The sequence below is a fragment of the Methylobacterium persicinum genome (assembly GCF_022179525.1).
In the GTDB taxonomy this organism is placed as follows: Bacteria; Pseudomonadota; Alphaproteobacteria; order Rhizobiales; family Beijerinckiaceae; genus Methylobacterium; species Methylobacterium persicinum.
Genome location: NZ_BPQX01000033.1, coordinates 176,885 through 200,999 on the forward strand (window position 1 = coordinate 176,885; position 24,115 = coordinate 200,999).

20 protein-coding genes are annotated in these 24,115 nt (G+C 67.6%); 8 read left to right on the forward strand and 12 right to left on the reverse strand.

Annotated features, from left to right (window positions below; genetic code table 11):
- The first annotated feature begins 102 nt into the window (after window positions 1–102).
- Window positions 103–1,296: an HPP family protein gene (locus MFF22_RS14725; protein ID WP_238249712.1), complete on the forward strand. Its 1,194-nt coding sequence runs from the start codon at window positions 103–105 to the stop codon at window positions 1,294–1,296.
- 193 nt (window positions 1,297–1,489) lie between these two features.
- Here the strand turns inward: MFF22_RS14725 and MFF22_RS14730 are convergent, their stop codons facing one another.
- Window positions 1,490–2,173, reverse strand: coding sequence for a GntR family transcriptional regulator (locus tag MFF22_RS14730; RefSeq protein ID WP_238249713.1), 684 nt, complete (start codon window positions 2,171–2,173; stop codon window positions 1,490–1,492).
- A gap of 407 nt (window positions 2,174–2,580) precedes the next feature.
- Here MFF22_RS14730 and MFF22_RS14735 point away from each other — a divergent pair, with 407 nt between their 5' ends.
- Both MFF22_RS14735 and MFF22_RS14740 read left to right on the forward strand, forming a co-directional pair.
- Complete coding sequence (locus MFF22_RS14735; RefSeq protein ID WP_238249714.1) at window positions 2,581–2,862, forward strand: hypothetical protein; 282 nt, start codon at window positions 2,581–2,583, stop codon at window positions 2,860–2,862.
- Window positions 2,863–3,247: 385 nt separating this feature from the next.
- Complete coding sequence (locus MFF22_RS14740; protein WP_238249715.1) at window positions 3,248–3,394, forward strand: hypothetical protein; 147 nt, start codon at window positions 3,248–3,250, stop codon at window positions 3,392–3,394.
- 68 nt (window positions 3,395–3,462) lie between these two features.
- On the opposite strand, the gene frc is transcribed toward MFF22_RS14740, so the two are convergent.
- Entirely contained in the window at window positions 3,463–4,740 is a 1,278-nt protein-coding gene (gene frc / locus MFF22_RS14745; protein ID WP_238249804.1) for a formyl-CoA transferase, read from the reverse strand.
- A 460-nt stretch (window positions 4,741–5,200) separates the two neighbouring features.
- On the opposite strand from frc, the gene MFF22_RS14750 reads away from it, so the two are divergent.
- Window positions 5,201–5,434 carry a hypothetical protein gene (locus tag MFF22_RS14750; RefSeq protein ID WP_238249716.1) on the forward strand — a complete coding sequence of 78 codons (234 nt, stop codon included), beginning with the start codon at window positions 5,201–5,203 and terminating at the stop codon, window positions 5,432–5,434.
- 82 nt (window positions 5,435–5,516) lie between these two features.
- Here the strand turns inward: MFF22_RS14750 and MFF22_RS14755 are convergent, their stop codons facing one another.
- The gene (locus MFF22_RS14755; RefSeq protein ID WP_238249717.1) at window positions 5,517–5,768 is read right to left on the reverse strand and encodes a hypothetical protein; all 252 of its coding nucleotides are present in this window, start codon (window positions 5,766–5,768) and stop codon (window positions 5,517–5,519) included.
- A gap of 16 nt (window positions 5,769–5,784) precedes the next feature.
- The gene (locus tag MFF22_RS14760; RefSeq protein ID WP_238249805.1) at window positions 5,785–7,086 is read right to left on the reverse strand and encodes an RsmB/NOP family class I SAM-dependent RNA methyltransferase; all 1,302 of its coding nucleotides are present in this window, start codon (window positions 7,084–7,086) and stop codon (window positions 5,785–5,787) included.
- 257 nt (window positions 7,087–7,343) lie between these two features.
- Between MFF22_RS14760 and MFF22_RS14765 the strand changes: the two genes are divergently transcribed.
- On the forward strand, window positions 7,344–7,526 hold the full coding sequence (locus MFF22_RS14765; protein WP_238249814.1) for a hypothetical protein: 183 nt from the start codon (window positions 7,344–7,346) through the stop codon (window positions 7,524–7,526).
- Window positions 7,527–7,566: 40 nt separating this feature from the next.
- Here MFF22_RS14765 and panE read toward each other — a convergent pair whose 3' ends face one another.
- The 3 genes from panE to MFF22_RS14780 form a co-directional block, all read right to left on the reverse strand.
- The gene (panE, locus tag MFF22_RS14770; RefSeq protein WP_238249718.1) at window positions 7,567–8,511 is read right to left on the reverse strand and encodes a 2-dehydropantoate 2-reductase; all 945 of its coding nucleotides are present in this window, start codon (window positions 8,509–8,511) and stop codon (window positions 7,567–7,569) included.
- A gap of 28 nt (window positions 8,512–8,539) precedes the next feature.
- Entirely contained in the window at window positions 8,540–10,033 is a 1,494-nt protein-coding gene (gene guaB, locus MFF22_RS14775; RefSeq protein WP_238249719.1) for an IMP dehydrogenase, read from the reverse strand.
- Between the two features lie 150 nt (window positions 10,034–10,183).
- The gene (locus tag MFF22_RS14780) at window positions 10,184–11,071 is read right to left on the reverse strand and encodes a DUF3313 domain-containing protein (RefSeq protein ID WP_238249720.1); all 888 of its coding nucleotides are present in this window, start codon (window positions 11,069–11,071) and stop codon (window positions 10,184–10,186) included.
- 228 nt (window positions 11,072–11,299) lie between these two features.
- On the opposite strand from MFF22_RS14780, the gene MFF22_RS14785 reads away from it, so the two are divergent.
- Window positions 11,300–12,736, forward strand: a complete 1,437-nt coding sequence (locus tag MFF22_RS14785; protein ID WP_238249721.1) for an MDR family MFS transporter — start codon at window positions 11,300–11,302, stop codon at window positions 12,734–12,736.
- Window positions 12,737–12,741: 5 nt separating this feature from the next.
- Here the strand turns inward: MFF22_RS14785 and MFF22_RS14790 are convergent, their stop codons facing one another.
- The 4 genes from MFF22_RS14790 to MFF22_RS14805 all read right to left on the reverse strand — a co-directional run bounded on the left by MFF22_RS14790 (window position 12,742) and on the right by MFF22_RS14805 (window position 16,529).
- On the reverse strand, window positions 12,742–13,239 hold the full coding sequence (locus MFF22_RS14790; RefSeq protein WP_238249722.1) for a DoxX family protein: 498 nt from the start codon (window positions 13,237–13,239) through the stop codon (window positions 12,742–12,744).
- Window positions 13,240–13,316: 77 nt separating this feature from the next.
- On the reverse strand, window positions 13,317–14,483 hold the full coding sequence (locus tag MFF22_RS14795) for a multidrug effflux MFS transporter (RefSeq protein ID WP_306424680.1): 1,167 nt from the start codon (window positions 14,481–14,483) through the stop codon (window positions 13,317–13,319).
- Window positions 14,484–14,771: 288 nt separating this feature from the next.
- On the reverse strand, window positions 14,772–16,061 hold the full coding sequence (locus tag MFF22_RS14800; protein WP_238249723.1) for an MFS transporter: 1,290 nt from the start codon (window positions 16,059–16,061) through the stop codon (window positions 14,772–14,774).
- Between the two features lie 27 nt (window positions 16,062–16,088).
- Window positions 16,089–16,529, reverse strand: coding sequence for a MarR family winged helix-turn-helix transcriptional regulator (locus tag MFF22_RS14805; RefSeq protein WP_238249724.1), 441 nt, complete (start codon window positions 16,527–16,529; stop codon window positions 16,089–16,091).
- 128 nt (window positions 16,530–16,657) lie between these two features.
- Here MFF22_RS14805 and MFF22_RS14810 point away from each other — a divergent pair, with 128 nt between their 5' ends.
- Entirely contained in the window at window positions 16,658–21,502 is a 4,845-nt protein-coding gene (locus MFF22_RS14810) for an NAD-glutamate dehydrogenase (protein WP_238249725.1), read from the forward strand.
- 221 nt (window positions 21,503–21,723) lie between these two features.
- Window positions 21,724–23,544, forward strand: a complete 1,821-nt coding sequence (locus MFF22_RS14815; protein ID WP_238249726.1) for an outer membrane beta-barrel protein — start codon at window positions 21,724–21,726, stop codon at window positions 23,542–23,544.
- Window positions 23,545–23,574: 30 nt separating this feature from the next.
- On the opposite strand, the gene MFF22_RS14820 is transcribed toward MFF22_RS14815, so the two are convergent.
- Entirely contained in the window at window positions 23,575–24,030 is a 456-nt protein-coding gene (locus tag MFF22_RS14820; protein WP_238249727.1) for a nucleoside deaminase, read from the reverse strand.
- Window positions 24,031–24,115: the final 85 nt, after the last annotated feature.

Here is a 24,115-nt window from a genome sequence, read left to right on the forward strand (position 1 = left end):
TCATGTGAGTTGCGTGGGTGCGTGGTGAACAATCACACCCCCCTCCGCCACCCCACGGCGTAGGTCCCCTCCCCGGCCGAGGGCGAAGCGGAGAGATTTGACATGAAGCCGGGGACGCTGATCGGCCGCTTCGTTCCGCGGATGGTGAAGGTCAGCCTCCTCGAACGGGCGCGATCGGCCTGCGGCGCCTTGATCGGTATCCTTTGTACAGGTCTGATCGCCCGCAGTGCCGTGGGCTCGGGCGCCGATCTGCCCATCCTCATCGCTCCGATGGGCGCCTCTGCGGTCCTGCTTTTCGCCGTGCCGGCCAGTCCCCTGGCGCAGCCCTGGTCCATCCTCGGCGGCAACATCGTCGCTGCCCTCGTCGGAGTCACGGCCGCGGCCCAGATCGGGGATGTGATGATGGCCGGGGCGGTGGCCGTCTCGGTGTCCATCGCCCTGATGATGCTTCTGGGCTGCCTGCACCCGCCAAGCGGCGCGGTCGCCCTCACAGCTGTTCTGGGTGGGCCCGCCATTCGCAGCCTCGGGTACACATTCGTGGCGTGGCCTGTCGGTTTGAACTCACTGCTGCTCCTCGTCTGCGCATTGATCTTCAACAATGTGACCGGTCGCACCTACCCTCACGCAGCCCCGGTGGAGAGCCGAAACGACGTCGGATCCGGCGCGGCCATGGGCGCCGGCCTCAACGCCGCGGACATCGATGCCGCCCTCGCCCAGTTCGACGAAGTGCTCGACATCGACCGCGGTGATCTGCACGCGATCCTCCGCAGGGCGCAGGTGCATGCGTCGCTCCGCCAATCCGGCCAGACGACGTGCGGGGCACTCGTCACCCGGACCACGCGCGCCATCGCCCCGGGCACACCGCTCCGCGATGCGCTGACGGTCCTGCGCCAGCATCGGTTGACCATGGTGCCGGTGACCGACGAAAGCGCGCGGGTCCTCGGTGTCGTCACACAGAACGATCTGATCGATAAGACCGTCGGGTGGGAACGGCGAGCCCCACGGCTCGGCTTCGGCCGCCGGATCGCCCTGATGTTTCAGCGGGGCCGCGCCCCGGACGGCACCGTCGCCGACGTGATGACGACGGGTTCGGTGACGCTGCAGCCCGCCATCGCCGCCGGCACAGCGGCGTGGCTGATGAAGCAGGGCGGCCTCCACCAAGCGCCCGTGGTCGGGACGGATGGACGGCTGATCGGTATCGTAGACCAGATGGATCTCATCGGCGCCATGCTTGCCGACATCGCGAGCGAACACGCTGTCCCCGATCGCCGGGTGGCGGGCCTCGTCAACGGTTAGGCGCGTGCCCGACCGATTGCTTCTTCAGCACGCGTGCATGCCAAGACGGTTCCGTCTGCTTACCCGCCACTGCGAGCGCAGCGACGCGATCCAGGGATCCGCATCGTTCTCCGGCGTGTCGCTGTCCCGAAGGCCTCGCTGACCGCGCTCCGGAATAGCCCTGCCGCATCTCGCCGGAAATGTTCGCCGCGGGTCAGTCCAGATGGTTGCCGTAGGTCTCGACGTGGGCGGCGAGGCCCAAACCATGCTCCCGCACGAGGCGCTCGGCCAGATCGGCATTCCGCGCCTCGAGCGCTTCGATGATCGCGACATGCTCCGCGATTGATTTCGAAGCGCGATCACCCTGCCTGAGGGCGGTATTCCGGATACCCCGGACATGCATGAGCAGATTGCTGCACAGCGCCTGGATCGCCTCGCACTGACCGAGGGACAGGATCTTCTGGTGGAAGCGGATGTTCGCTTCCGAATATTCGTCCAGATGCTCGTGAGGTTTGCCTTCGAAGAACTCGGGGAACATCCGCCGGATACAAGCCAGATCGTCGTCGCTGGCTTGGGTGCAGGCGAGGCGAGCCGCCATGCTTTCCAGGGCCGTCCAGGCCTGAATCATCCCCACAATCTCCTTGCGGGTCTTCTTCACCACGAAGATGCCGCGCCGCGGCTCGTTGCGCACGAAGCCTTCTTGTTCAAGCACGGTCAGCGCTTCACGGATCGGTGTGCGGCTGACGCCGAGCGATTGCGACAGGCTGCGCTCGTCCAGGCGAATATCCCCCGCCTGCCCGTAGATATCCATCTCGGTGATAGCGGATTTCAGCGCTTCATAGGCGAGCGTGCGGAGACTCGTCGCGGGGACGATCGGGTTGATCACTAAATTCTTCATGGTGGTCTACAACACTTCTGCGCTGGCACAGGAGCGACGCTGGCACGAAAGCGCCGCCGCGCAACGAGCGGAAGATGCTCGCTCGTGTCGCGAAACACAAGGCGAGCGGCGACCGGTATGCCCTTGCGAACAGTCGAGAACCGCAAGACTGCGCAGTCTCCTGTTGACAGCAGGTATTATGTATACCAATCTTGGTGTCAGGTACCGCGCCGAGAAGTGCGGACCCGAAGGAGGAGCGTTATGGCCCAAGCAATCGGCCGAACGCACGACGCCATGGCAGCCGCCCGGGTCGCCGCGCACGGATCCATCATCGATGCCCGACGTCGTCACGCCGGTGCCCATCTCAGGGCACGATTGGCATGACCGACCGTCCGCATGAGACCGCAACCGAGCCGGCGAGCGCCTCGATGAAATACTTGACCATTCTCGAATGTCCGGTCGTCTACGCGGCCGAGAACGACCATGCCCTCGCCAGCAAGGACATGCTCCCGCGTTTCGGGGTGACATCCGGGTTCGAGAGCCAACACGTGCGGGTTCTGGACGCCCGGATCACGTCCGTCTGTATCTGGACGAGTGAGTTCTGCGCCAAGAAGTTCTTCGGCAAGGATTGGTCCGATAAGGCCGCCGACATTTGGGGCGATGAATATCAGATGCGCTTCGAAACGATCGACGCCGCATCCGCCGCCTGATCGAGCGTCTAACGAGGCCTGTATTCAAGGGTCAGTTTCCGGCCTCTTCTCTTTTCCGTCACCGACTCCGTGGCTCGCTCGCAGACTGCTGCAGAGTTGCTGCGGAGGAGAAGCTCTCGTCAGTCGATGATACGCTTAGCTTTCATGTGGGCAAAGCGAAGCAAAGCTTGGCAAGCGCCTCAGCGGGCAATGGTCTAAGGAATGGCGCCCCGGTGTCAGTCCGCGGCGACCGGCACTCAGCCTGAACCTCCCCGACCGGCCCACAGCTAAGCCTTGTGTGCTATGCACAAAACGCATGCGCAAACTTGGTATTTTGCACTTGGTATACAAGGCACCTGGGCCTATATCGCGACTACCGCACCGCAGCATGCGCCCGGAGGTCACGATGCTTCTCACCACTCTCACCGCTTTCGTTTTCTTCGCCGCTGTCCAGTGCCTGCTCGTGGTTCATGTCGCGGACAAGCTCTCGCCCAGCGCCGCCGATGATCGCAGCACCCAGCGCCCGGCCGACTCTCAGGCCCGCTACGCCTGACCCGCTTGGCGAGCCGGTCTATCCGCCTCGCCGGGAGCTGGAATGGTAATATGCGCCGAGCAGCGCCGTTATTCCGCAGCGAGCTTCGGCGTCATGCCCACCGCGCCTGACCAGAGGATCGCGTCGATCTCGGCATTCGAACAGCCGAGCATGTCGCGGAGAATCTCATCGGTGTGCTCGCCGAGCAGCGGCGAGCGCTGGATCGCCACCGGGTTAGCCGACAGGCGGATCGGGTTGCCCACCGTCAGGTAGGAGCCGCGCGTGGGGTGATCGACCTCGACGATTGTTCCACTCGCGCGAAGCGCCTCGTCTTCCGCGATCTCTTTCATTGAAAGGATCGGGCCGCAGGGAATGTCGTAGGCGTTGAGAATATCCATCGCCTCGAACTTGTCGTGCTTCATCGTCCACGCTTCGATGCGCGTGAAGATCTCGTTGAGGTGCGGCAGACGCGCTTGTGGTGAGCTGTAGTTCGGATCCGTCTTCCAGTCCGGTTCGCCGATGATGTCACAGATCGGCTTCCAGACCGCCGCCTGCGCAATAAAGTAGATGTAGGCGTCGGGATCCTGCTCCCATCCCCGGCATTTCAGGATGCGGCCGGGTTGCCCCCCGCCGGAATCGTTCCCGGCGCGCGGAACGGCTTCGCCGAACGGGACACCTTCTCCGAACTGACTGTATTCCGTAAGAGGTCCCTGCGCGAGACGCTGCTGGTCCCGCAGCTTCACGCGGCAGAGATTGAGAACGCTGTCCTGCATGGCGCAGTCGACCCGCTGCCCGCGTCCGGTCTGCACCCGATGGTACAGGGCCGTCACGATCCCCAGGGCAAGGTGAAGCCCCGTCCCGGAATCGCCGATCTGTGCACCGGTCACCATCGGTTTGTCGCCGCGCCAGCCGGTGGTCGAGGCCGCGCCACCCGCGCATTGGGCGACATTCTCATAGACCTTGCAGTCCTCGTAGCGGCCCGGACCGAATCCCTTCACCGAAGCCAGGATGAGGCGGGGGTTGGCTTCCGCAAGGGCCTCCCAAGTCAGGCCCATCCTGTCGAGGGCACCTGGCGCAAAGTTCTCCACGAGGACATCGCACTCGCGGATGAGACGCCACAGGACGTCCTTACCCGTCTCGTGCTTCACGTCGATCGTGATTGACCGCTTGTTGTGGTTCAACATCGTGAAGTAGAGACTATCGATGCCGGGAATATCCTGAAGTTGCTGCCGCGTCGCGTCGCCGGTTCCGGGCCGCTCGACTTTGATGACGTCTGCGCCGAACCATGCGAGCAACTGGGTGCATGTCGGGCCGGACTGAACATGCGTGAAGTCCAGAACCTTCACGCCTTCGAGCGGCGCGCCCATCATGATAGCCTCCCTCACCGATCTTCTTGTCGGCGCTGTTCCGTTGAGAATTGTTCGCTTCGCTCGTCGGACCCCCGACGATGCTTCGCCGACCCAATGCCAAAGCGGCCTGCCACCGTTGAGCGTACGATGGCATACCACATACCAACTGTCAAAATGGGTGTGTCGTTTTGAGCCGAACGCAGCGTCTCGGCTTCGGTCGAACGTGGCTGTGCTTGAGAAGCGAGTGGAGCGTTGGATGACTTTCGTGAAATTGCCCTTCATCTCCGAAAGTCACCGTGATGAGCTGGCCCGCGATGTGGTCGTCATCACGGTAAAGCCTTTTTCACGCGCAATGGACAGGTGAAGGCTGAACCGTGTGCAAGACAGTGCAAAACCACAGTATCACGCCTTCTTTGGAAGACTCAGCGGTGAAAAAGGGCGAGAGCTATTTCTACGGATATCGCCGGGAGTCTCGCTCATGGCTTGGATTGAATTGACGATGGCGGAGGACGGCAAAAAGACGGTTGTGAATACGGATCATATCGTCAGGTTCAGTACCCCGCCGTCTCACGTGGCAAAGTCTGGTTCCTATGTCTTCCTGACTGTCGAGGCCTCATGGTCCGGCGACAGTTTGTGGCTTACTGTCGAAGAGACGATGGCAGATATCGAGCGCCTGCTCGTCGGCTGCAGCGACGGCGGCGTGATCCGATAACTGGGCTTCGGCCGGACGGCTTGCGTGCCCAGATTACCTTCGTTCCTTGCGCCATCCCAATCTCTGAGAAGGCGCGACAGGCTCAGCCTTGGAGGCTTTCGGCGAAATCTTCAGGGATCTCGCCCCATTGGCCGAGGATGGTCACTGCTTCCAGTTCACCGGTTTCGTCGTCCGCCACGACCTTCAGGGCCGCCGCGCCGGGCATCCGCTTCGCGAGGTTCTCGGCCTTCTTGATCGCGCCGCTCTCGGTCTGCGCGGGCTCCTGGCGACCCGGCCGCAGGCGCTTCCGGTGAATCTCGAACGGCTGCACCACGTAGCTCGTCTTCATCGCCATCGCTTGAGATCCCGTATCACCGCTGCAGAACGAGCGCCGAGACGTAGAAACCGTCCGTGCCCGTCCGCAGGGGCGTCATTTGCACGCCGTAGGTCGTGACGCGAACGGCTCCGGCCAGAGAGGACGGAGCGGGCGCCAGCAATTCGGCGACGTCCACTGGCGCGAAAGCATTGCCGCTGCGGGCAAGCAGGGCGCCCACGGCCGCATCGTTTTCCGACGGGAAGAGCGAACAGGTGATGTACACGATCCGCCCCCCCGGCCGCACGAGGGAAGCGGCCCGGTCGAGGACGGTGGCCTGCTCGGCATGCCGCGTGGCGAGGCTGCCGGGCCGTAGGCGCCATTTGGCATCCGGGTTCCGCCGCCATGTGCCCGAACCCGTGCAGGGCGCATCGACCACTACGCGGTCGACGGTACCGTCGAGGTCGGCCAGCACATCGCTACGTGCCTTGCCGCCCCGCGGGGTGCGAACCTCGGCCTGGGCGCCGGCGCGGCGGAGGCGCTCGTGGATGGGTGCGAGTCGACGGGGATCGCCATCGGTGGCAATCAAGCGGCCCGCATTGGCCATGGAGGCGGCCAGCGCCAGCGTCTTGCCGCCGCCGCCGGCGCAGAGATCCACTACCGTCTCGCCCGGTTTCGCGTCGGCGAGGATCGCCGCAAGCTGCGAGCCCTCGTCCTGGATTTCGTACCAGCCGTCGAGGAACTCGGCTTCGACATGCAGCGCCGGCCCGCGGCCATCGGCGGCGACAGGGACGCGCAACCCCTGCGGCGCATGGGGCGTGGGCGCCGCCCCATACCCTTCCAGGGCGGCGAGAATCGTCTCGCGCGGCCCACGGAGGGTGTTCACCCGCAGATCGAGGGGCGCGCGCCGGGCCAGGGCACGCAGTTCGGGGATCAGGTCCTCGCCGAGTGTCGCCTCAAGTTCCGGAAGCACGAAAGCCGGTGCATCGCCTGCGATCTCTGGAGGCGCCCCAGCCAGCGTCATCGTCTCGATCCGCGCCCGCTCGTCGGCCGTCAGCGCGGGCGGGGCGTAGCCCTCTCCCGAGAACAGGGCCGCGATCGATGACGCCGCGAGCCCCTGTTGTAGTCGCAGGGAGCCAATGATGATCGCCCGGGGCGTGTCCGATCCCATGATCCACGCCGCGGAGGCCCGGCGGCGCAGGGCGTCGTAAACGAGGCTCGCGATCCCGGCCCGGTCGCCGGAGCCTGCAAAACGGTGGGCCAGCCCCCAATCCTTGAGGGCATCGGCAGCCGGACGACGGCGCTCGATGATGTCGGCCAGCACGTCGATGGCGGCTGCGCAGCGGGCGGCGGGGGTCAGGGGACACCTCCAGAAAAAGCAACGGTTCAAAACGTCGTTTCAGGGCGATAGCCCCGAAGTCCGGATCCCGGAAGGGTTTTCGCGATCGGGGAGCCGGTCATGAAGCGGCCACGATACGGTCAAGCTTTCGCACGAATGCGAACGTTCATGCGAGTCGGCCCGGCGGGCGTTCCCGGCGGGCCCATACACGTCCCATCGCATCGGCCGGGCCGCCCATGGTGGGTGGCCGCGGCCCTCGGCGCGGAGTCGTTCGGATCATGTCGCCCCAGACCAGAACCCTGAGCCGGATCGTCCTGCTCGGTCTCGCCACCTCGATGCTCGCCGCGTGCGCGACGGCGCCCGCTTCCACCGATTTCACGCCCCCGCCCCGGCGCCCCGTCGATGCGAAGACGCAGCTCGAATACGGCAACCCGCCTCCGCCGCCGCCCGCCCGCTACTGAGAACGACCTCCGGCGGGGGGAGAGCCCCCGCCCCTCGGGCCTACGAAGTCTCCCTCGCCCTACGCGCCTCGTAGGCCTTGAGGCCGGTATATGCCACGGCGAGCATCGGCGTCGGCAGATCGTGGGTACGACCCCGGGCGATCAAATCGCCGATCACATGGTCGGATTCGATGCGCCCCCGGCCTTCCATGTCGCGGAGCATCGACGCCGTGAAGGTCGAGCCCGCCGCGGTCAGTTGCCCGAGGGCACCCGATGCCACCTTCTCACGCGGGGCGAAACCCGTCGCGGTCGCGATCGCGGTGCACTCGCCATACAGGGTCGCCATCAGTTCGGTGCCCCCGGGAGCCGCGACCATGTCCCCGACTGCGGCGCGCATGAGGGTGGTCCCGCCGGCGAGGGTCGCCAGGAACGCCCACTTCTCCCACATCTCGAGCAGGATCCTGTCGGACAGGCGTGGCTGGAACTTCGGGCCGCCTGACTTCATCAGGGCATCGATGGCCGCGATCCTCGCCGAGGCGTCCCCGTTGCGTTCACCGTAGGTGATGCTGCACAGTTCGCTCATGTGGCGGATGGCGCCATCGGGAGCGAGCGTCGCCGCGATGGCGCAGCTTCCGCCAAGCACCCTCTCCGGGCCGAACCGGGCATCGAGGGCGTCGAGATGAGCCATGCCGTTCAGGACCGGCAGAATGGCCGTCTGCTCCCCTACGGCGGGTGCCATGTCGGCGATGGCCGCGTCGAGGTCGTAGGCCTTGCAGGACAGCAGGACCAGATCGAACGGCCCGGCCGCCGCGAGCGTTGCCGCGGTCACCGTAGGTGGGTTCGCCAGATGCACGTCCCCCAGGGGGCTGACGACCCGCAGGCCGTCCGCCGCGAGCCGCTCGGCCCGGACCGGGCGAACGAGGAACGTCACGTTCGCCCCGGCCTCGGCGAGCCTCGCGCCGTAATAGCCACCGGTCGCCCCGGCCCCGACCACCAGAACCCGCATCCTCGTCGCCCTCCCCTTACCCGGATCTTCAGGTCCGAGACGGATAGTTCGGGCTCTCGCGGGTGATCGTCACGTCGTGGACGTGGCTCTCGCGCAGGCCCGCATTGGTGATGCGGATGAACTGCGCCCGCTCCTGGAACTCGGGCACCGTCGCCGCGCCGACATAGCCCATGGCCGCCCGCAAGCCGCCCGAGAGTTGGTGCAGCACCGCGGCGACCGGACCCTTGTAGGGCACCTGCCCCTCGATGCCCTCCGGCACCAGCTTGTGCGTGTCGCTCACTTCAGCCTGGAAGTAGCGGTCGGCCGAGCCCCGGGCCATGGCGCCGACGGAGCCCATGCCCCGGTACGACTTGTAGGACCGGCCCTGGTGCAGGAACACCTCGCCGGGGGCTTCGTCCGTCCCGGCGAGCAGCGAGCCGAGCATGGCCACGGAGGCGCCCGCCGCGATGGCCTTGGCGAGGTCGCCGGAATACTTGATGCCGCCGTCCGCGATGACCGGGATGCCCGCTTCCGACGCAGCCTCCACGGCCTCCATGAGGGCTGTGAGCTGCGGCACGCCGACCCCCGCCACGATGCGGGTGGTGCAGATCGACCCAGGGCCGATGCCGACCTTGATGGCATCCGCACCCGCGTCAATCAGGGCCTGTGCGCCCTCGCGGGTCGCGACGTTGCCCGCGACGACCTGCACGGCATTCGAGAGCTGCTTCACCCGGCGCACGCTGTCGAGCACCTTGATCGAGTGGCCGTGGGCGGTATCGACCACGATCACGTCGCAGCCGGCATCGATCAGGCGCTCGGCGCGCTCGAAACCGCCGTCTCCGGTAGTGGTCGCCGCGGCCACGCGCAGCCGGCCCTGCTCGTCCTTCACGGCGTTGGGATAGGCGACCCGCTTCTCGATGTCCTTGACCGTGATCAGGCCGATGCAGCGGTAGTGGTCATCGACGACGAGGAGCTTCTCGATCCGAAATTGATGCAGGAGCCGCTTGGCTTCGTCCTGCGTCGTGCCCTCGCGCACGGTGATCAGCCGGTCGCGGGTCATCAGTTCCGAGACGGGCTGGGCCGGGGCCGTGGCAAAGCGCACGTCGCGGTTGGTGAGGATGCCGACGAGCTTGCCGCGGTTGCCGTTCGGGCCGCGCTCCACCACCGGGATGCCGGAGATACGGTTGGCCCGCATCACCTCAAGGGCATCCGCCAGGGTCTCGTCCGGATGGATGGTGATGGGGTTCATCACCATGCCCGACTCGTACTTCTTGACGAGGCGGACCTGCTCGGCCTGCTCAGGCGGCTCGAGGTTCCGGTGGATGACGCCGAGGCCGCCCATCGCCGCCATGGCGATGGCCATGGGCGCCTCTGTCACGGTGTCCATCGCCGACGACATGATCGGCATATGGAGGGCGATGCTGCGCGTCAGGCGCGTCGCGATGTTCACCTCGGTTGGCATCACCGAAGAGGCGGCGGGCCTCAACAGCACGTCGTCGAAGGTCAGGCCCTCGATGATCGACGCGGAACTGAGTCGGGCCATGTGCCAACGGTCCTTGGAACGAGCGGCGCGGGTCGCGCGGCAGGGGGAGCGGGTTGGCAAGTGCCCCTATCACGCCCGGAGCGGCCACGCCAATGCGAGGATGCCGCTCCGCAGCAAGACGATGTGCATGGCTCGCGGGTTCGTGCGGCCTCAGCGGCCGGGAACGGGGGCGCCCTTGTCCCCATATTCCGGCGGCAGGCCGATATAATCGGCCACGATGCCGTCGATGCCCGGCGCCCGGCCGAAAGCCTCGCAGTCGGGATCGAGGGGTGCCTCGCCGAGCATGGTCACGCGGATGCGGTCCCAGGTTGGCAGGGTGTTCGGCGCCGTGAACGGATCCTCGGCCTTGGCGAGCAGGTAGCCGAAATCCTGGCCGAAATCGCCTGCGAGATCATAGGGGTCGCTGGCGGCCGAGAAGCGTGGCTGGCTGGTGAAGGAGTTTGCCGCCCCGCCCCACACCATGGCGGCCCGCTGCTGGTGGCGGCGGTCGAGCGCCTCCGCCTCCACCGTCAGGCTGCCGAGGCCGATCGGCAGGCGCGGGATCGGAATGCGGCCGATGCCGTCGGCGAAACCTACACCGACCTGGGACGCGATGCTGACCGCCGCGGATCCGGCGATGGTCCCGCCGGCCCCGATGAGGTTCGTGGGCTCGACGCGGGTGACCTGCGCCCGGACGGTCAGGTCCGCGTCGCGGCTCGTCACCACGTCGTAGCGCAGGGAAAGGTCGTAGCAGAGCGCCCGGTCCGCCGCGTTGGCGATCAGGCGACGGTCCGCGGCCGTGAGGGGAGCCGAACCCTCGACGTTGGCAGGAAAGGCGGTCGGGATGATGCGCACTGTGCGCGCGCGCTCCAGGGCCGGCCGGTCGATGTAGAGCCGCGCCTCTGTCGCCGTCGAGGTGGTCCGCTGGAGGCGGTCGTAGCGGGTGAGAGAACCTGTATCGTTCAACAGGACGGTGCCGCAGGCCGCGACTCCCGACATCAGGACCGCCGCGGTCAGAAGACGTGACAAGGCGCGACGGTCGAACCGGCTGGGATGCATCCGCTCTCTCTGTATCCCCCGCCCAAGGGTGCAGCGACTGCCGGGCAGGATCGGACGGGCGCGGCGCCCATCCATCCGCCAAGCTTATCCGTCACGCCGACGTGATGATAGCGGTCACGCTGTCGTGCCCATGCCGGCGCACCATCCGTGTGGCTTCGCGGATACAATCTTGAAACGTCGCGGTGAGAGAGGCCGCAACCGTAGTTCCGTTCGTGCGTCTCCCGTCCGATGCCCCGTTCCTCGACCCTCTCCCTCCGGATCGTTCCTCTTACGGTTGCGACGGCCCTGTTCATGGAGAACACGGACTCGACCGTGATCGCCACGGCCCTGCCGAGCATCGCCGCGAGCCTGCACGAAGATCCGATCGCCCTGAAGCTCGCCCTGACGTCCTACCTCGTCAGCTTGGCGATCTTCATCCCCGTCAGCGGCTGGGCGGCCGACCGCTATGGGGCCCGCACCGTGTTCCGGGCGGCCCTGTGTGTGTTCCTGGCCGGGTCGCTGGCTTGCGCCGGCGCCAACGGCCTCGGCTGGTTCGTGGCGGCGCGGTTCCTCCAGGGTATCGGCGGCGCGATGATGGTTCCCGTGGGGCGCCTCGTGGTGTTGCGCTCGGCGCCCAAAGCGCAGCTCGTCACCGCCCTCTCGTATCTCACCTTGCCGGCGATGGTCGGGCCGGTGATCGGGCCGCCGCTCGGCGGGTTGATCACCACCTGGCTCGACTGGCGGTGGATCTTCTTCATCAACGTGCCTATCGGCATCGTCGGCTTGATCCTGGCGAGCCTGTATTTCGAGGATCTGCGCGAGCCGGACCGGCCGCCTCTGGACGTGTTGGGATTCCTTCTCCTCGGCGGCGGCCTCGCCTCCCTGATGCTCGGCCTCGCCTCCATGGGGCGGCACCTATTGCCGGCTACCGTTTCCTGGGGTTGCTTCGTTGCGGGGGGAATCCTTTTGCCCCTGTATTTCTGGCGGTCGCGCCGGGTTGAGCACCCCGTGGTGCGCCTCGACCTGCTCCGTTATCCGACGTTCCGGGCGGCGGTGACCGGGGGAAGCCTGTTCCGCATCGGAACCGGGGCGATCCCGTTCCTGCTGCCGCTGATGCTGCAGATCGGCTTCGGCCTTGATGCCCTTCGATCCGGCCTCATCACCTTCGCGGCCGCAGCCGGCGCGATGTTCGTGAAGACACTCGCACCGACGATCCTGCGGCGCTTCGGCTTCCGCCGGGTCATGGTGGTCAACGCCGTCCTCGCATCGGCCTTCCTGGCGGTGAACGGCCTCTACACGGTGCAGACGCCGCATCTCGTGATGCTCGCGATCCTCTTCATCGGAGGCTGCAGCCGCTCGGTGCAGTTCACCTGTGTCAACGCCATCGCCTATGCCGATCTCGACAAGCGCGAAATGAGCGCAGCCACAAGCTTCGCCAGCGTGGCGCAGCAGCTCTCCCTGAGCCTAGGCGTCACCTTCGGGGCTCTGGCACTCGAAGCCACCGCCGGGTTCCATGGGCGCTCGGCGATCGAAGCCGCGGATTTTGGACCGGCCTTCTTCGCGGTGGCGGTGATCTCCTTGCTCTCGGTCTTTCCCTTCCGCGCCCTTTCACCCGAGGCGGGTGCCGAAGTGTCGGGACGGCAGATCGCCGCGACCCCGGCGAACGTGTCGCCCGGGCGCAGCTGAAGCGATCAGGCCGGACGGGCGGCCGGGGCGCGCCGTCCGGCGCTTCCCTTCGCCTTGGATTTCGCGGCGGGTTTGCCGGCGGACTTCATCGGCGCCCCGGTGCGCCAGCCCTGCCAACTCCAAGCCCCTGGCCCGGTGGTCGCGTAGATGAGGTAGCCCCCGGCGAGGCCGAGATCGGCCAGCATCAACGTCCGCTCGGCGACGAGCGCGGGCCCGGTGAACTGCCAGAAGGCGTGGAGCATGCACGCGGTGGTGGCAGCGAAGAGCGCCAGCGCGATCCCCGTGAGGCGGGGCAGCACGCCCACGATCAGCGCCAGCGGGCCGAACACCTGCACCACGACGGCCCCCGTCGCGACGGCGTTGGGAAAGGGCATACCCGCCCCCGCGAGGGTCAGGGCAAACCCGGAGACGTTCAGGGCGCGGGCGATCCCCGTCGGCAGAAGCGCTGCGGCGAGGAGGAGGCGCGCGGCGAGCAGGGTGCCATCATGGGCGCGGGGGAGCATGGGGCGGGTCCGAAGCACGAAGGAATGCCCCGAGAGTCGCGGGATCCTTTGAACGGCCCGTTAAGCGCAACCGCAAATCACGTGGATGATCCCTGGCCGAACAGGCGCCAACGCTCCGTCCAGGCGACGACGACGAGGGCGAGGGCGCCCAGCCCGGCATAGCCGAGCCCTATGGGCAGCACCGTCCCGTCGAAGGACTGTCCAATGGCGTAGCCGCAGGCCGCGCCCAGGATCGTGGTGTAGAAGCCCAGGAACGACGAAGCCGTGCCCGCCACCGCCCCGAGGGGCTCCAGGGCAAGGGCATTGAAGTTGGGCATGGCGAAGCTAATCAGGAACTGGTTCGCCGCCAGCACCGCCAGGAACAGAGCCAGGGGCGGGTGACCGCCATAGGCGAGGCCAACCGCGACCTGGACGAGGCCGACAAGCGTGAAGGCCAAGGTGCCGGCATGAGACAGGCGGCGCATCCCGAGCCGCCGCACCACCCGTGAGTTGATGAGGGTCGCCGCGCCCATGGCCCCCGCCACCATTCCGAAGGCGAGCGGGAACAGGGGGCCGAGGCGGTAGAGGCCGGTATCGAACACCTGCTCGGCCGAGCCGACATAGCCCATGATGCAGCCGGTGAGCAGGCCGAGCGCCGTGGCGTATCCCACGGCGACGCGTGTCGAGACGGTCAGGCGCACGGCCTGGATGGTGGCTTTCAAAGAGAGCGGGCGCCGGTATTCCGGATGCAGGGTCTCCGGCATGCGCCAGCCGAACCACGCCGTCAGGATGAAGGCGAGCACCAGCATCGAGATGAAGACGTAGATCCACGATCCGAACGCCAGCATCGCCCCGCCGATCGCCGGGGCGATCATCGGCACGATCAGAAAGACCATCATGATCAGGGACATGACGCTCGCCATGTCCCGGCCTGCGAACCGGTCCCGCACGATGGCCGTGGACAGAACACGCCCCCCCGCTGCGCCGATCCCCTGGATCACCCGCGCGGCGAGCAGCCAGCCGAAGCTCGGCGCCACCATCGCCAGAAGGCACCCGGCGACGTAGACGCCGAGGCTGGCCATCAGCACAGGCCGCCGTCCGAGGGAGTCCGAGAGCGGGCCGTAGATGATCTGCGCCGGCCCGAAGCCCAACATGTAGACGTAGACGAGGAGCTGGAGGTGGTTCGGGTCCGAGACGGCGAACCGCGACTCGATCGCCGGAAAGGCCGGCAGCAGGTTGTCGATGGAGATCGCCGTCACCGCCATCATCAAAGCGACGATGGTGACGAACTCTGTGAAGCCGGGCCCGGCCCAGGCCCGGCGAGTTTCGGCGGCCTTCACGGTCGGAAGGGCATCGGACAAAAGGCGGCTCGCTGCGACGGTGCGGGACAGTCACCCCTCACCGCCATCGCGTGCCCGGCGAAACGTCCCCAAGAGGGAGGATCATTGAGCGGAGCGCTGCCCAGGATCGCTTCGTGGCGCGCGATGACGGGATGAAATGGGCCGACTGCGGGTGGCGCTGTTTACGCCACAACGCCCCGCGTGTGCCGCAGTTCAGGCCGGCAGCGGGCGCATCGCCTCCTCCGCCTCGGTCTTGCGCCCGACGAACAGCGCCATCATCGCCGCCACGAGGCAGAGGATCCCCGCCGCCACGAAGGCCTCGAGATAGGTGCCGGTCGCGGTGCGGCCGACGCCCGCCAGCCACGCCGCGGAGGCGGCGCCGATCTGGTGGGCGGCGGCGATCCAGCCGAACATCAACGCGGCGTTGCCCTCGCCGAACGCCTTGCCGGCGAGGTTGACCGTGGGCGGCACGGTGGCGATCCAATCGAGCCCGTAGAACACCGCGAACAGCGACAGGCCGTAGAAGCTGAGATCGAACGAGTAGGGGAGGAAGATCAGAGAGAGGCCGCGCAGGGCGTAGTACCACGCCAGCAGCTTGCGGGAATCGAACCGGTCGGTGAGCCAACCGGATGCGGTGGTGCCCACGAGGTCGCAAATCCCCATCAAGGCCAACAGGCCGGCGGCGGTCACTTCCGGGATGCCGTGGTCGAAGCAGGCCGGGATGAGGTGGGTGCCGATCAATCCGTTGGTGGATGCGCCGCAAATGAAGAACGTGCCCGCCAGCAGCCAGAAATCCTTCGAGCGCAGGCCCATCGCGAGCCCCCGCAGGGCGCGCTTGGCGGGGTTCTCGGTGTAAACGGGCGCGGGCTGAAGGGCGGTCTCCCCATACCGGGGAAGACCGAGATCGGCGGGCCGGTCCCGCAGGAGCAACAGCACCAGGGGAACGAGCGCCAGGGTCACGGCCGCGACGACGAGGGAGACCGTGCGCCAGCCGTGATTGACCGCGAGGCTCGCCAGGAGTGGCAGGAAGACGAGCTGCCCCGTGGCGCTGCTGGCTGTCAGAAGGCCCAGCACGAGCCCCCGGCGCTGGCCGAACCACCTCCCGGCCACCGTCGCCCCGAGAACGTTGGCGACCATTCCGGAGCCCGAGCCGACGACGAGGCCCCAGAGCAGCAGCATCTGCCACGGCGTCTGCATCAGGCTGGTGGCGCTGGTGCCGATGGCCAGGATGACGAGGGCTCCGCAGACGGAGGCCCGGAGCCCGAACCTCTCGATGATCGCCACCGCGAACGGCCCGATCATCCCATAGAGGAAGATGTTGACCGCGATGGCGACGCCGATCGTCGCGGCGCTCCAGCCGAACTCCTTCTCCCACGGCACGATAAGAACGCCCGGCGTGGCGCGCACCCCCGCTCCGACCAGCAGGACCAGGAACGTCATCGCCGCAACGACCCAGGCATAATGGACGCGGGGGTTGGCGCGGGCTTGCGCTTGGGAGGTCATCGCTTCCGGTCTCCTGCCCTCACGGGCTCACTCCGCGCTCAAGGCGGCGGCCAGCGCCTGCACCGAGCCGGGATCGACCCGCTGCGCCAGTCGGTCCTGCGCGCGCTGCCAGTGCGGCAGCGCCCCGGCGAGGGCTGCGCGGCCCTCCTCCGTCAATTCGGCGAGGCGGCTTCGCGCATCGGCTGCATCGGCAGTGACGCGAACGAGGCCGCGCCGCTCGAGGGGATCGAGGTTGCGCGCCATGGTTGTGCGTTCGAGGGCGGCCTTTGCCGCGAGCCGCGTGACGGGCAGCGGACCACACCGGTCGAGGATCTTCAGGATGGCGAATTGCGTCACCCGCAGGCCGGTCGGACGCAGGGCCTGATCGTAGAGCGCCGTCGCTGCCCGGGCAGCCCGCCGGAGCACGCCGCATGTGCAGAAATCGCTCTCGTAGGTCGGCGTGCCGTTCATGGATACGTGTATATGCACCTATCACTGCCTCGGCAAGCTGGTGACGGATGGCGATGATCGACGCTGCCACGGTCGGCACCGTCATCGACTCGGGGCGTACCTCTGATAACCCTCACGGCGGCTGACACCCGGTCCGGGAGACGCACATGACCCTCGAAACTGCGACTGCCCTCTCCTCGCACGAAGAGCGCAGTGCGCGCTCGGGGTTGATCGATGCCGCAGTCGATCTGGTGTCGGGTCAGGGCGGCCCCGGTGGATTCGTCCGCGATCTCTTCGGCCGCGTCCCGCCTGAGGACCTCGCGCCCTACTCCGCCGATGCCTTGGCGGAATTCGCGAGCCGGGCGCGGGACTTCCTGTCCCTGCCCCGCCGGCCCGGCGATCCCGCCCGGCTGCGCTTCTCCGACCTCGCGGTGAGGCGCGAGGGCCGGACCCGGGACATGACGGTCATGGAGATCATCAACGACAACCGACCCTTCCTCCTCGATTCGACCCTCGCCGCCCTGGCCGCCCAGGGGCTGAGCACCGATCTGGTGGCCCACCCCATCCTCGGCGTCGAACGAGATGGGAACGGCGCCCTAGTCCGCGTCGTCGGCGAGACGACTGCCGACGCCCACGGGACCCTTGCCCGGGAAAGCCTGATCCATCTCCATCTCGACCGGCTGGAAGGCGAGGCACGCAAGATCCTCGAAGCGAGCTTGGTGCAGGTGCACCACGACGTGGCGCACGTCGTCGCGGATCATGCGGCGATGAGCGATCGCCTGTCGTCCCTCGCAGCGGATTACGGACGGACGCCCTCGCCCCTGCCGGAGGAGGAAACTGCCGAAGCCCGTGCCTTCCTGACATGGCTCGGAGATGGTCACTTCACGCTGCTCGGCATGCAGGAGCACGGCATTCAGGGGGAGGCACATCCCCTGGTCCCAGGCTCGAGCCTCGGCGTGCTAAGGGATCCCGGCACCGCGGTGCTCCGCCGGGGCGGAAGCCTCGTGGACTATACGCCGGAGATCCTCGCCTTCCTGGAAGAGCCCCAGGCGCTCATCATCACCAAGGCGAGCGCCAAGAGCCGGGTCCGCCGGGCCGCGCATCTCGATTACGTCGGGGTGAAGCTATTCTCTCCGGCTGGCAAGCTCTCCGGCGAAATCCGCCTCGTCGGCCTCTTCACCGCCGCCGCCTATGCGAGCCCCGCCCGCGAGGTGCCGGTGGTTCGCCGTAAGGTGGAGGCCGTGGTGGACCGGGCCGGACTCGATCCGACGAGCCACGCCGGCCGCAGCCTCCTCGCCGTGCTTGAGGACTATCCCCGCGACGAACTGTTTCAAATCGACGTGGGCCGCCTGACCCGGTTCGCCCTGGGGATCGTCGACCTCGCCGACCGCCCGCGGATCCGGGTCCTGTCCCGCCCGGACCGGTTCGGGCGCTTCGTCTCCCTCCTCGTCTACGTTCCGAAGGACCGCTACGATTCGGGCGTCCGGGCGCGGATCGGCGCTTACCTCGCAGAGAGCTACGGCGGCCGGCTCACCGTCGCGCAGCCGGATTTTCCGGAAGGCCCCCTGGCCCGCACCCACTACATCATCGGCCTCGCCGACCAGGATGTGCCGGAGCGCGATCCGGCCACCCTCGAGGCGGGGATCGCCCGGATCGTCCGCACCTGGGCCGACGGCCTTCGCGCGGCGCTTGCCGAGCGGAACGACGGCAGCCGGGCGAGGGCCCTCGCCGCCCGCTACGCCGAGGCGTTCTCCGCGGCCTACCGGGAGAGCTTCCTGCCCGAGGTCGCGGTGGAGGACATCGCGATCCTCGAATCCTTAAGCGAGGCGAACCCGCGCGCCGTGTCGATCAGCCGGCGCGAGACGGACCCGCCTCCGCAGATCCGCCTGAAGGTCTTTTCCAGGGGAACGGCGATCGCCCTCTCGGACCGGGTCCCCGGCCTGGAAAATCTGGGCTTCCGGGTCCTCAACGAGCGGACCTATCGTATCGTCCCGGCTGGAGTGAGCGAGGCCGAGCGGGTCTGGTTGCACGACATGCTGATCGAGCGCGCGACCGGCGCTCCCATCGACGTGCCGGCCCTCGAAACGCCCCTCGCGTCGGCGATGCTCGCCATCGCCGACGACCTCGCCGAATCGGACGGCTTCAACCGCCTCGTCCTCGAAGCCGCCCTCCCCTGGCGGGACGCGGCGCTCCTGCGCGCCTTCGGCCGGTACCTGCGCCAGCTCCGCATCCGCTACGGCCAGGATTACCTCGCCGGCACCCTCGCCCGCCACGCCGGCATCGCCCGGGACCTTGTGGCCCTGTTCCGCGCCCGCTTCGACCCTGCTTTGGAGGGAGATCACGACGCCGCCCAGGCTGAGATCCGCGCCCGGATCGAAGCGGCCCTGGCGGGGGTGACGAGCCTCGACGACGACCGCATCCTTCGGCGGTTCGTGAACCTGATCGAGGCGTCGATCCGCACGAACTTCTTTCAGACCGACGAAGCCGGCGCCCCCCGCGGAACGATCAGCTTCAAGTTCGCCTGCGCCAAGGTGTCGGGGATGCCCCTGCCCCGGCCGCTCTTCGAGATCTTCGTCTACTCGCCCCGGGTCGAGGGGGTGCATCTGCGCTTCGGCTATGTTGCCCGCGGCGGCCTGCGCTGGTCTGACAGGCCGGAGGATTTCCGCACCGAGATCCTGGGTCTCGTGAAGGCGCAGCAGGTAAAGAACGCGGTGATCGTGCCGGTGGGGGCGAAGGGCGGCTTCTATCCCAAGCGTCTCCCGCCGGCCGGTGATCGCGCCGCCTGGATGGCCGAGGGCACGGAGAGCTACCGGATTTTCATCCGCACCCTCCTCGAGCTCACGGACAACATCGTCGATGGGGAGATCGTCCCCCCGCCCAACACCGTCCGTCAGGACGCCGACGATGCCTACCTCGTGGTCGCCGCCGACAAGGGCACCGCGACCTTCTCCGACATCGCCAACGCCATCTCCATCGAGAAGGGCCATTGGCTCGGGGATGCCTTCGCCTCGGGCGGCAGCCAGGGTTACGACCACAAGGGTATGGGCATCACCGCCCGGGGCGCCTGGGAGGCCGTGAAGCGGCACTTCCGCGAGATGGACGTGGACACCCAGTCCGATCCGTTCACCGTGGTCGGCGTCGGCGACATGTCGGGCGACGTGTTCGGCAACGGCATGCTGCTCTCCCGGACCATCCGGCTCCTGGCTGCTTTCGACCACAGGGACATCTTCCTCGATCCGGCACCTGATGCGGGGTCGAGCTTCGCAGAACGTCAGCGTCTCTTTGCGATGGGCCGCTCGTCCTGGGCGGATTACGACAGGTCGCTCATCTCGACGGGGGGCGGGGTGTTCTCCCGCAGCCTCAAGACGATCCCCCTATCGCCCGAGATCCGCGCGGCCCTCGCCTTCGACCGAGCAGAGGCGACACCCACGGAACTCATGCAGGCGATCCTCAGGGCGCCGGCCGACCTCCTCTGGTTCGGCGGAATCGGCACCTATATCCGCGCCACCACGGAGACCGATGAGGACGCGGGCGACAGGGCGAACGATGCCCTGCGCATCACCGCCCCCGAGCTGCGCGCCAAAGTGATCGGCGAGGGCGCGAATCTCGGTCTCACCCAGCGCGGCCGTATCGAGGCGGCCCGGTCCGGCGTGCGCCTGAACACCGATGCCATCGACAATTCCGCCGGCGTAAACACCTCCGACGTGGAGGTGAACATCAAGATCGCCCTCATGGGACCCGAACGGGACGGGCGCCTGTCCTACGACGAGCGCAACGTGCTCCTGGCGGCAATGACCGACGAGGTGGGACACCTCGTGCTGCGCAACAACGAATTGCAGACCCTCAGCCTCTCCCTCGCCGAGCGGGGCGGACTCGGCGAGACGGGCTTCGCCATGCGCACAATGCAGGCGCTGGAGGCGGAGGGCCGCCTCGACCGGGCGGTGGAATTCCTCCCCGACGACGCCACCCTGACGGAGCGGATGCGCCGCGGCGAGGGTCTGACCCGGCCGGAATACGCGGTGCTTCTCGCCTACGCGAAGCTCTCCTTGCACGACGCGATCCTCGCCAGCGCGGTGCCGAACGATCCGTATTTTGACCGGGAATTGCAGCGATACTTCCCGAAGGCGCTGCGCGAACGGTTCCCCGACGCGGTCAAGGGTCACCGTCTGCGCCGCGAGATCATTGCGACGGCGCTCGCCAACATCATCGTAAACCGCGGCGGGTCGTCCCTGGTCTCGCGCCTCGTGGACGGGACCGGAGCCGATGCGGCCACCATCGCCAAAGCTTACGCGGCGACGCGGGATGCCTTCGGGCTGATGGAACTGAACCTCGCCATCGACGGCCTGAGCGGCAGGATCGGGGGTGCCGCGCAGCTCGACCTCTACGCCGAGGTGCAGGACCTCCTGGCCAACCGCATCGTCTGGTTCATCCGCCACCTCGACCTGGCGGGTGGCCTCGCCCCCATCGTCGCCCGGTACAGGGACGGCGTCGCTGCCGTGGAAGCCGCCCTGCCGAAGGTCCTGAGCGACGCGGCGCGGGCCGAGATCGAGGCCCGGGAGACGGAGTTGACCGGGCGCGGTATGGCCCCCGAGCGGGCCCGCCGCCTCGCCTCCCTCTCGGCCCTGGTGTCGGCGCCGGACATCGTCCGCGTCGCGGAAATCAGCGGCCGCCCGGTGGAGGACGTGGCCTCGACGCATTTCGCGGTGGAACGCGAGTTCGGGCTCGACGCCCTCGCCACGGCGGCCCGGACGTCGCCCGTCACCGACACCTTCGATCGGATCGCCTTGGAGCGGGCCATCGCGGGTATCGCCTCGGCGCACCGGAAGCTGACGGCCGAGGTCGTGGCCGATATCGGCGCCGGACCGGACTCGGTCGCCGCTTGGGTGAAGGCCCGCGGCGCTCCCCTGGCCCGCATCCGCGACGCGGTGGACGGCATCGCCTCATCCGGTCTCACCGTGTCGAAGGCGACGGTCGCATCCAGCCTGCTGGCCGATCTGGTCCGGGCCGGGTGAGCCGACGGCGGTGCGGGGCCGAGGCGCGGTGAAAGCGCTCAGTTTGCCGTGAATGAAATCGGCCCAGCCGGGCGTCTGTCCGCGGGTGCGGCCCTGGACCGTTGACCGGCCATTAACCGCGTCCTGCTACCCCTGATTAACCTTGATGGTTCCAGGCATTCGGCGCTCGAAACCCGCCGTGCCGCAGACCGTCGTGAGTGTTCACGTTACGGGGGCAGCGAGTGCGGGGCGCGAAGACCGACAGCGATGCCGGAATTGCGCGCGCCGCTGCCGGACCGGCCGCGGGTCTGATCGTCGCCATCGCCCTCGCCGGCATCCCGGTACCGGTCGCCGCTCAGACGCCGCGCTTCGATGCCGTGAGTCCCGTGACGGGGGCGCCCGACAACCCCGGTACAGGGCTCGATGCCGGGGCGAATGGGCTTCCTGTCCTGCGCAGGCGTCTCTCGGACGGAACGTCCCGCGATGGACGCGCCGAGGGAGCCCTCCCGGGCGTCGGTGGCAATGCCACGACCGGCGGCTCGTTGCCCGAAACCGGAAGCGACGGCCTCCGCTCGTCCGGGCTCAACGCCCCGGACAACAGGCTGACCCTGACCGGGCAGCGCACTGGCGGCACGTCGACCGCCGTCTTCAACCGTGGCCTGTCACCGGCCCTGCGCTTCCGGGCGGCACCCGCCCGGCGAAACGGCATCGCCGTCAAGCGGATCACGCAGGAGAGCACCCAGGTCACCACGCAGTCGATCCGGCTGACCCCCGTTATTCAGGAGGCCGTGGTCGGGGTGCCGTTGCCGTTGTCGACCCTCGGGTCGCGCCTGCCTCTCTTCGCGAACAACCCTTCCCTCGGCCTTCTCACACCAGGTTTCATCCTGGGTACCGATCTGTCCCGGCCGATCCCGGCGGACCCAGCCTATGCGCCCCTCGGCTACAAGGTCGGCACCTTCACGGTGCTGCCGACCTTCGCTCAGAGCATCGGGTACGATTCGAACCCCGATCAGACGACGCGCCAGTTTGCCCGCGGCTCGGCCGCCCTGCGCACGGAAGGCACTGTCGACTTCCGAAGCGACTGGTCGTCCAGTTCGGTCGATGGCTCCCTGCGCGGCGCCTATCTCGAGACCCCTCAGAACGAGGCGGCAAGCCGCCCGGCGGCGGACGGCATCGTGAACCTGCGGGTCGATGCGACCCGCGACCTGCATTTCGATGCGCAAGGCCGCTTCCTGATCGACACCCAGCGGACCACCAGCCCGAACCTGCAGGCAGCGACCGCGACGAGCCGGCCCCTCCTGGCCCTTTACGGCGGGACGATCGGAGCCACGCAGACCTTCAACCGTCTGTCGATCACCGTCAGCGGCCTCCTCGACCGCTCCGAATTCGACGACGTGCAGCTCAGCAACGGCACTCGGATCCGCCAATCGGACCGCAACCTCAACCAGTTCAGCCTGCGCCTGCGTGCGGCCTACGAGATCAACCCCGATTTCAAGCCCTTCGTGGATGTGATCGGCGATACCCGCATCTACGATCAACGCTTCGACGCCTTCGGCATCCAGCGTGATTCAAATGGCGTCGGCGTCCTGGCCGGCGCCCAGGTCGGCCTCGCCAGCCGTCTGACCGGTGAGGTCTCGGCGGGCATCCAGCATCGCTCGTACGTCGATCCATCCCTTCGCGACATCGACGCCCCCCTCGTCAACGCCAACCTGACGTGGTCGGCGACGCCGCTCACCACCGTGCGGCTGAACGCGGCCACGGGGGTGACGGAGACCACGATCCCCGGATCGAGCGGCGTGCTGACCGAGGTCGCGACCCTCGAAGTGCAACACGATCTGTTGCGAAACCTGTCCTTCGTGCTCGGTGGCTCGGTTCTTCACAATGAGTACCGTGACAGCACGATCCGCGACAACGGTTTCTCCGCCACGGCCCGGTTCGACTACCACTTCAACCGCTGGCTGACCCTGCGCGGAACCTACATCTACCAGCAGATAAACAGCACCGCTGCCGGATCGAGCTTCCGGGACAACACCGTGCTGGTGGGGCTCCGGGTCAATCCCTGAACGACACTCCGTTCGTCGGGGTAGCGTGCTTCACTCTCGCCGCGCGGCGAAGAAGGCCTTCAGCAGCGCCGACGCCTCGGTCTCCCGGAACCCACCGTAAACCTCGGGGGCATGGTGGCATGTCGGCTGCGTGAAGACCCGCGGTCCATGCTCCACGCCGCCGCCCTTGGGGTCATTGGCGCCATAATAGAGCCGGCGGATGCGGGCGAAGGAAATGGCGCCGGCACACATCGGGCAGGGTTCCAGCGTCACGTACAGGTCGCAGCCCGAAAGTCGCTCGTCATTGAGGGCGATGCAGGCCGCCCGGATCGCCAGGATTTCCGCATGGGCGGTGGGATCGCGCAGGGCCCTGGGGCGATTGTGCGCGACCGCGATCACCCGCCCGTCCTTCACGACGGCGGCCCCGACGGGGACTTCACCCTCGGCCTCGGCCTGCCGGGCCGCATCGAAGGCGAGGTCGAACGGTGAGGGTGAGCTGTCAGACATCAGCTCTCGGACCCTCGCGCCCCGCGCAATCCCGTGATGTTGACAAAAGGAACATTACCGCGCCCATGCCCGTTGCTTGTTCGAC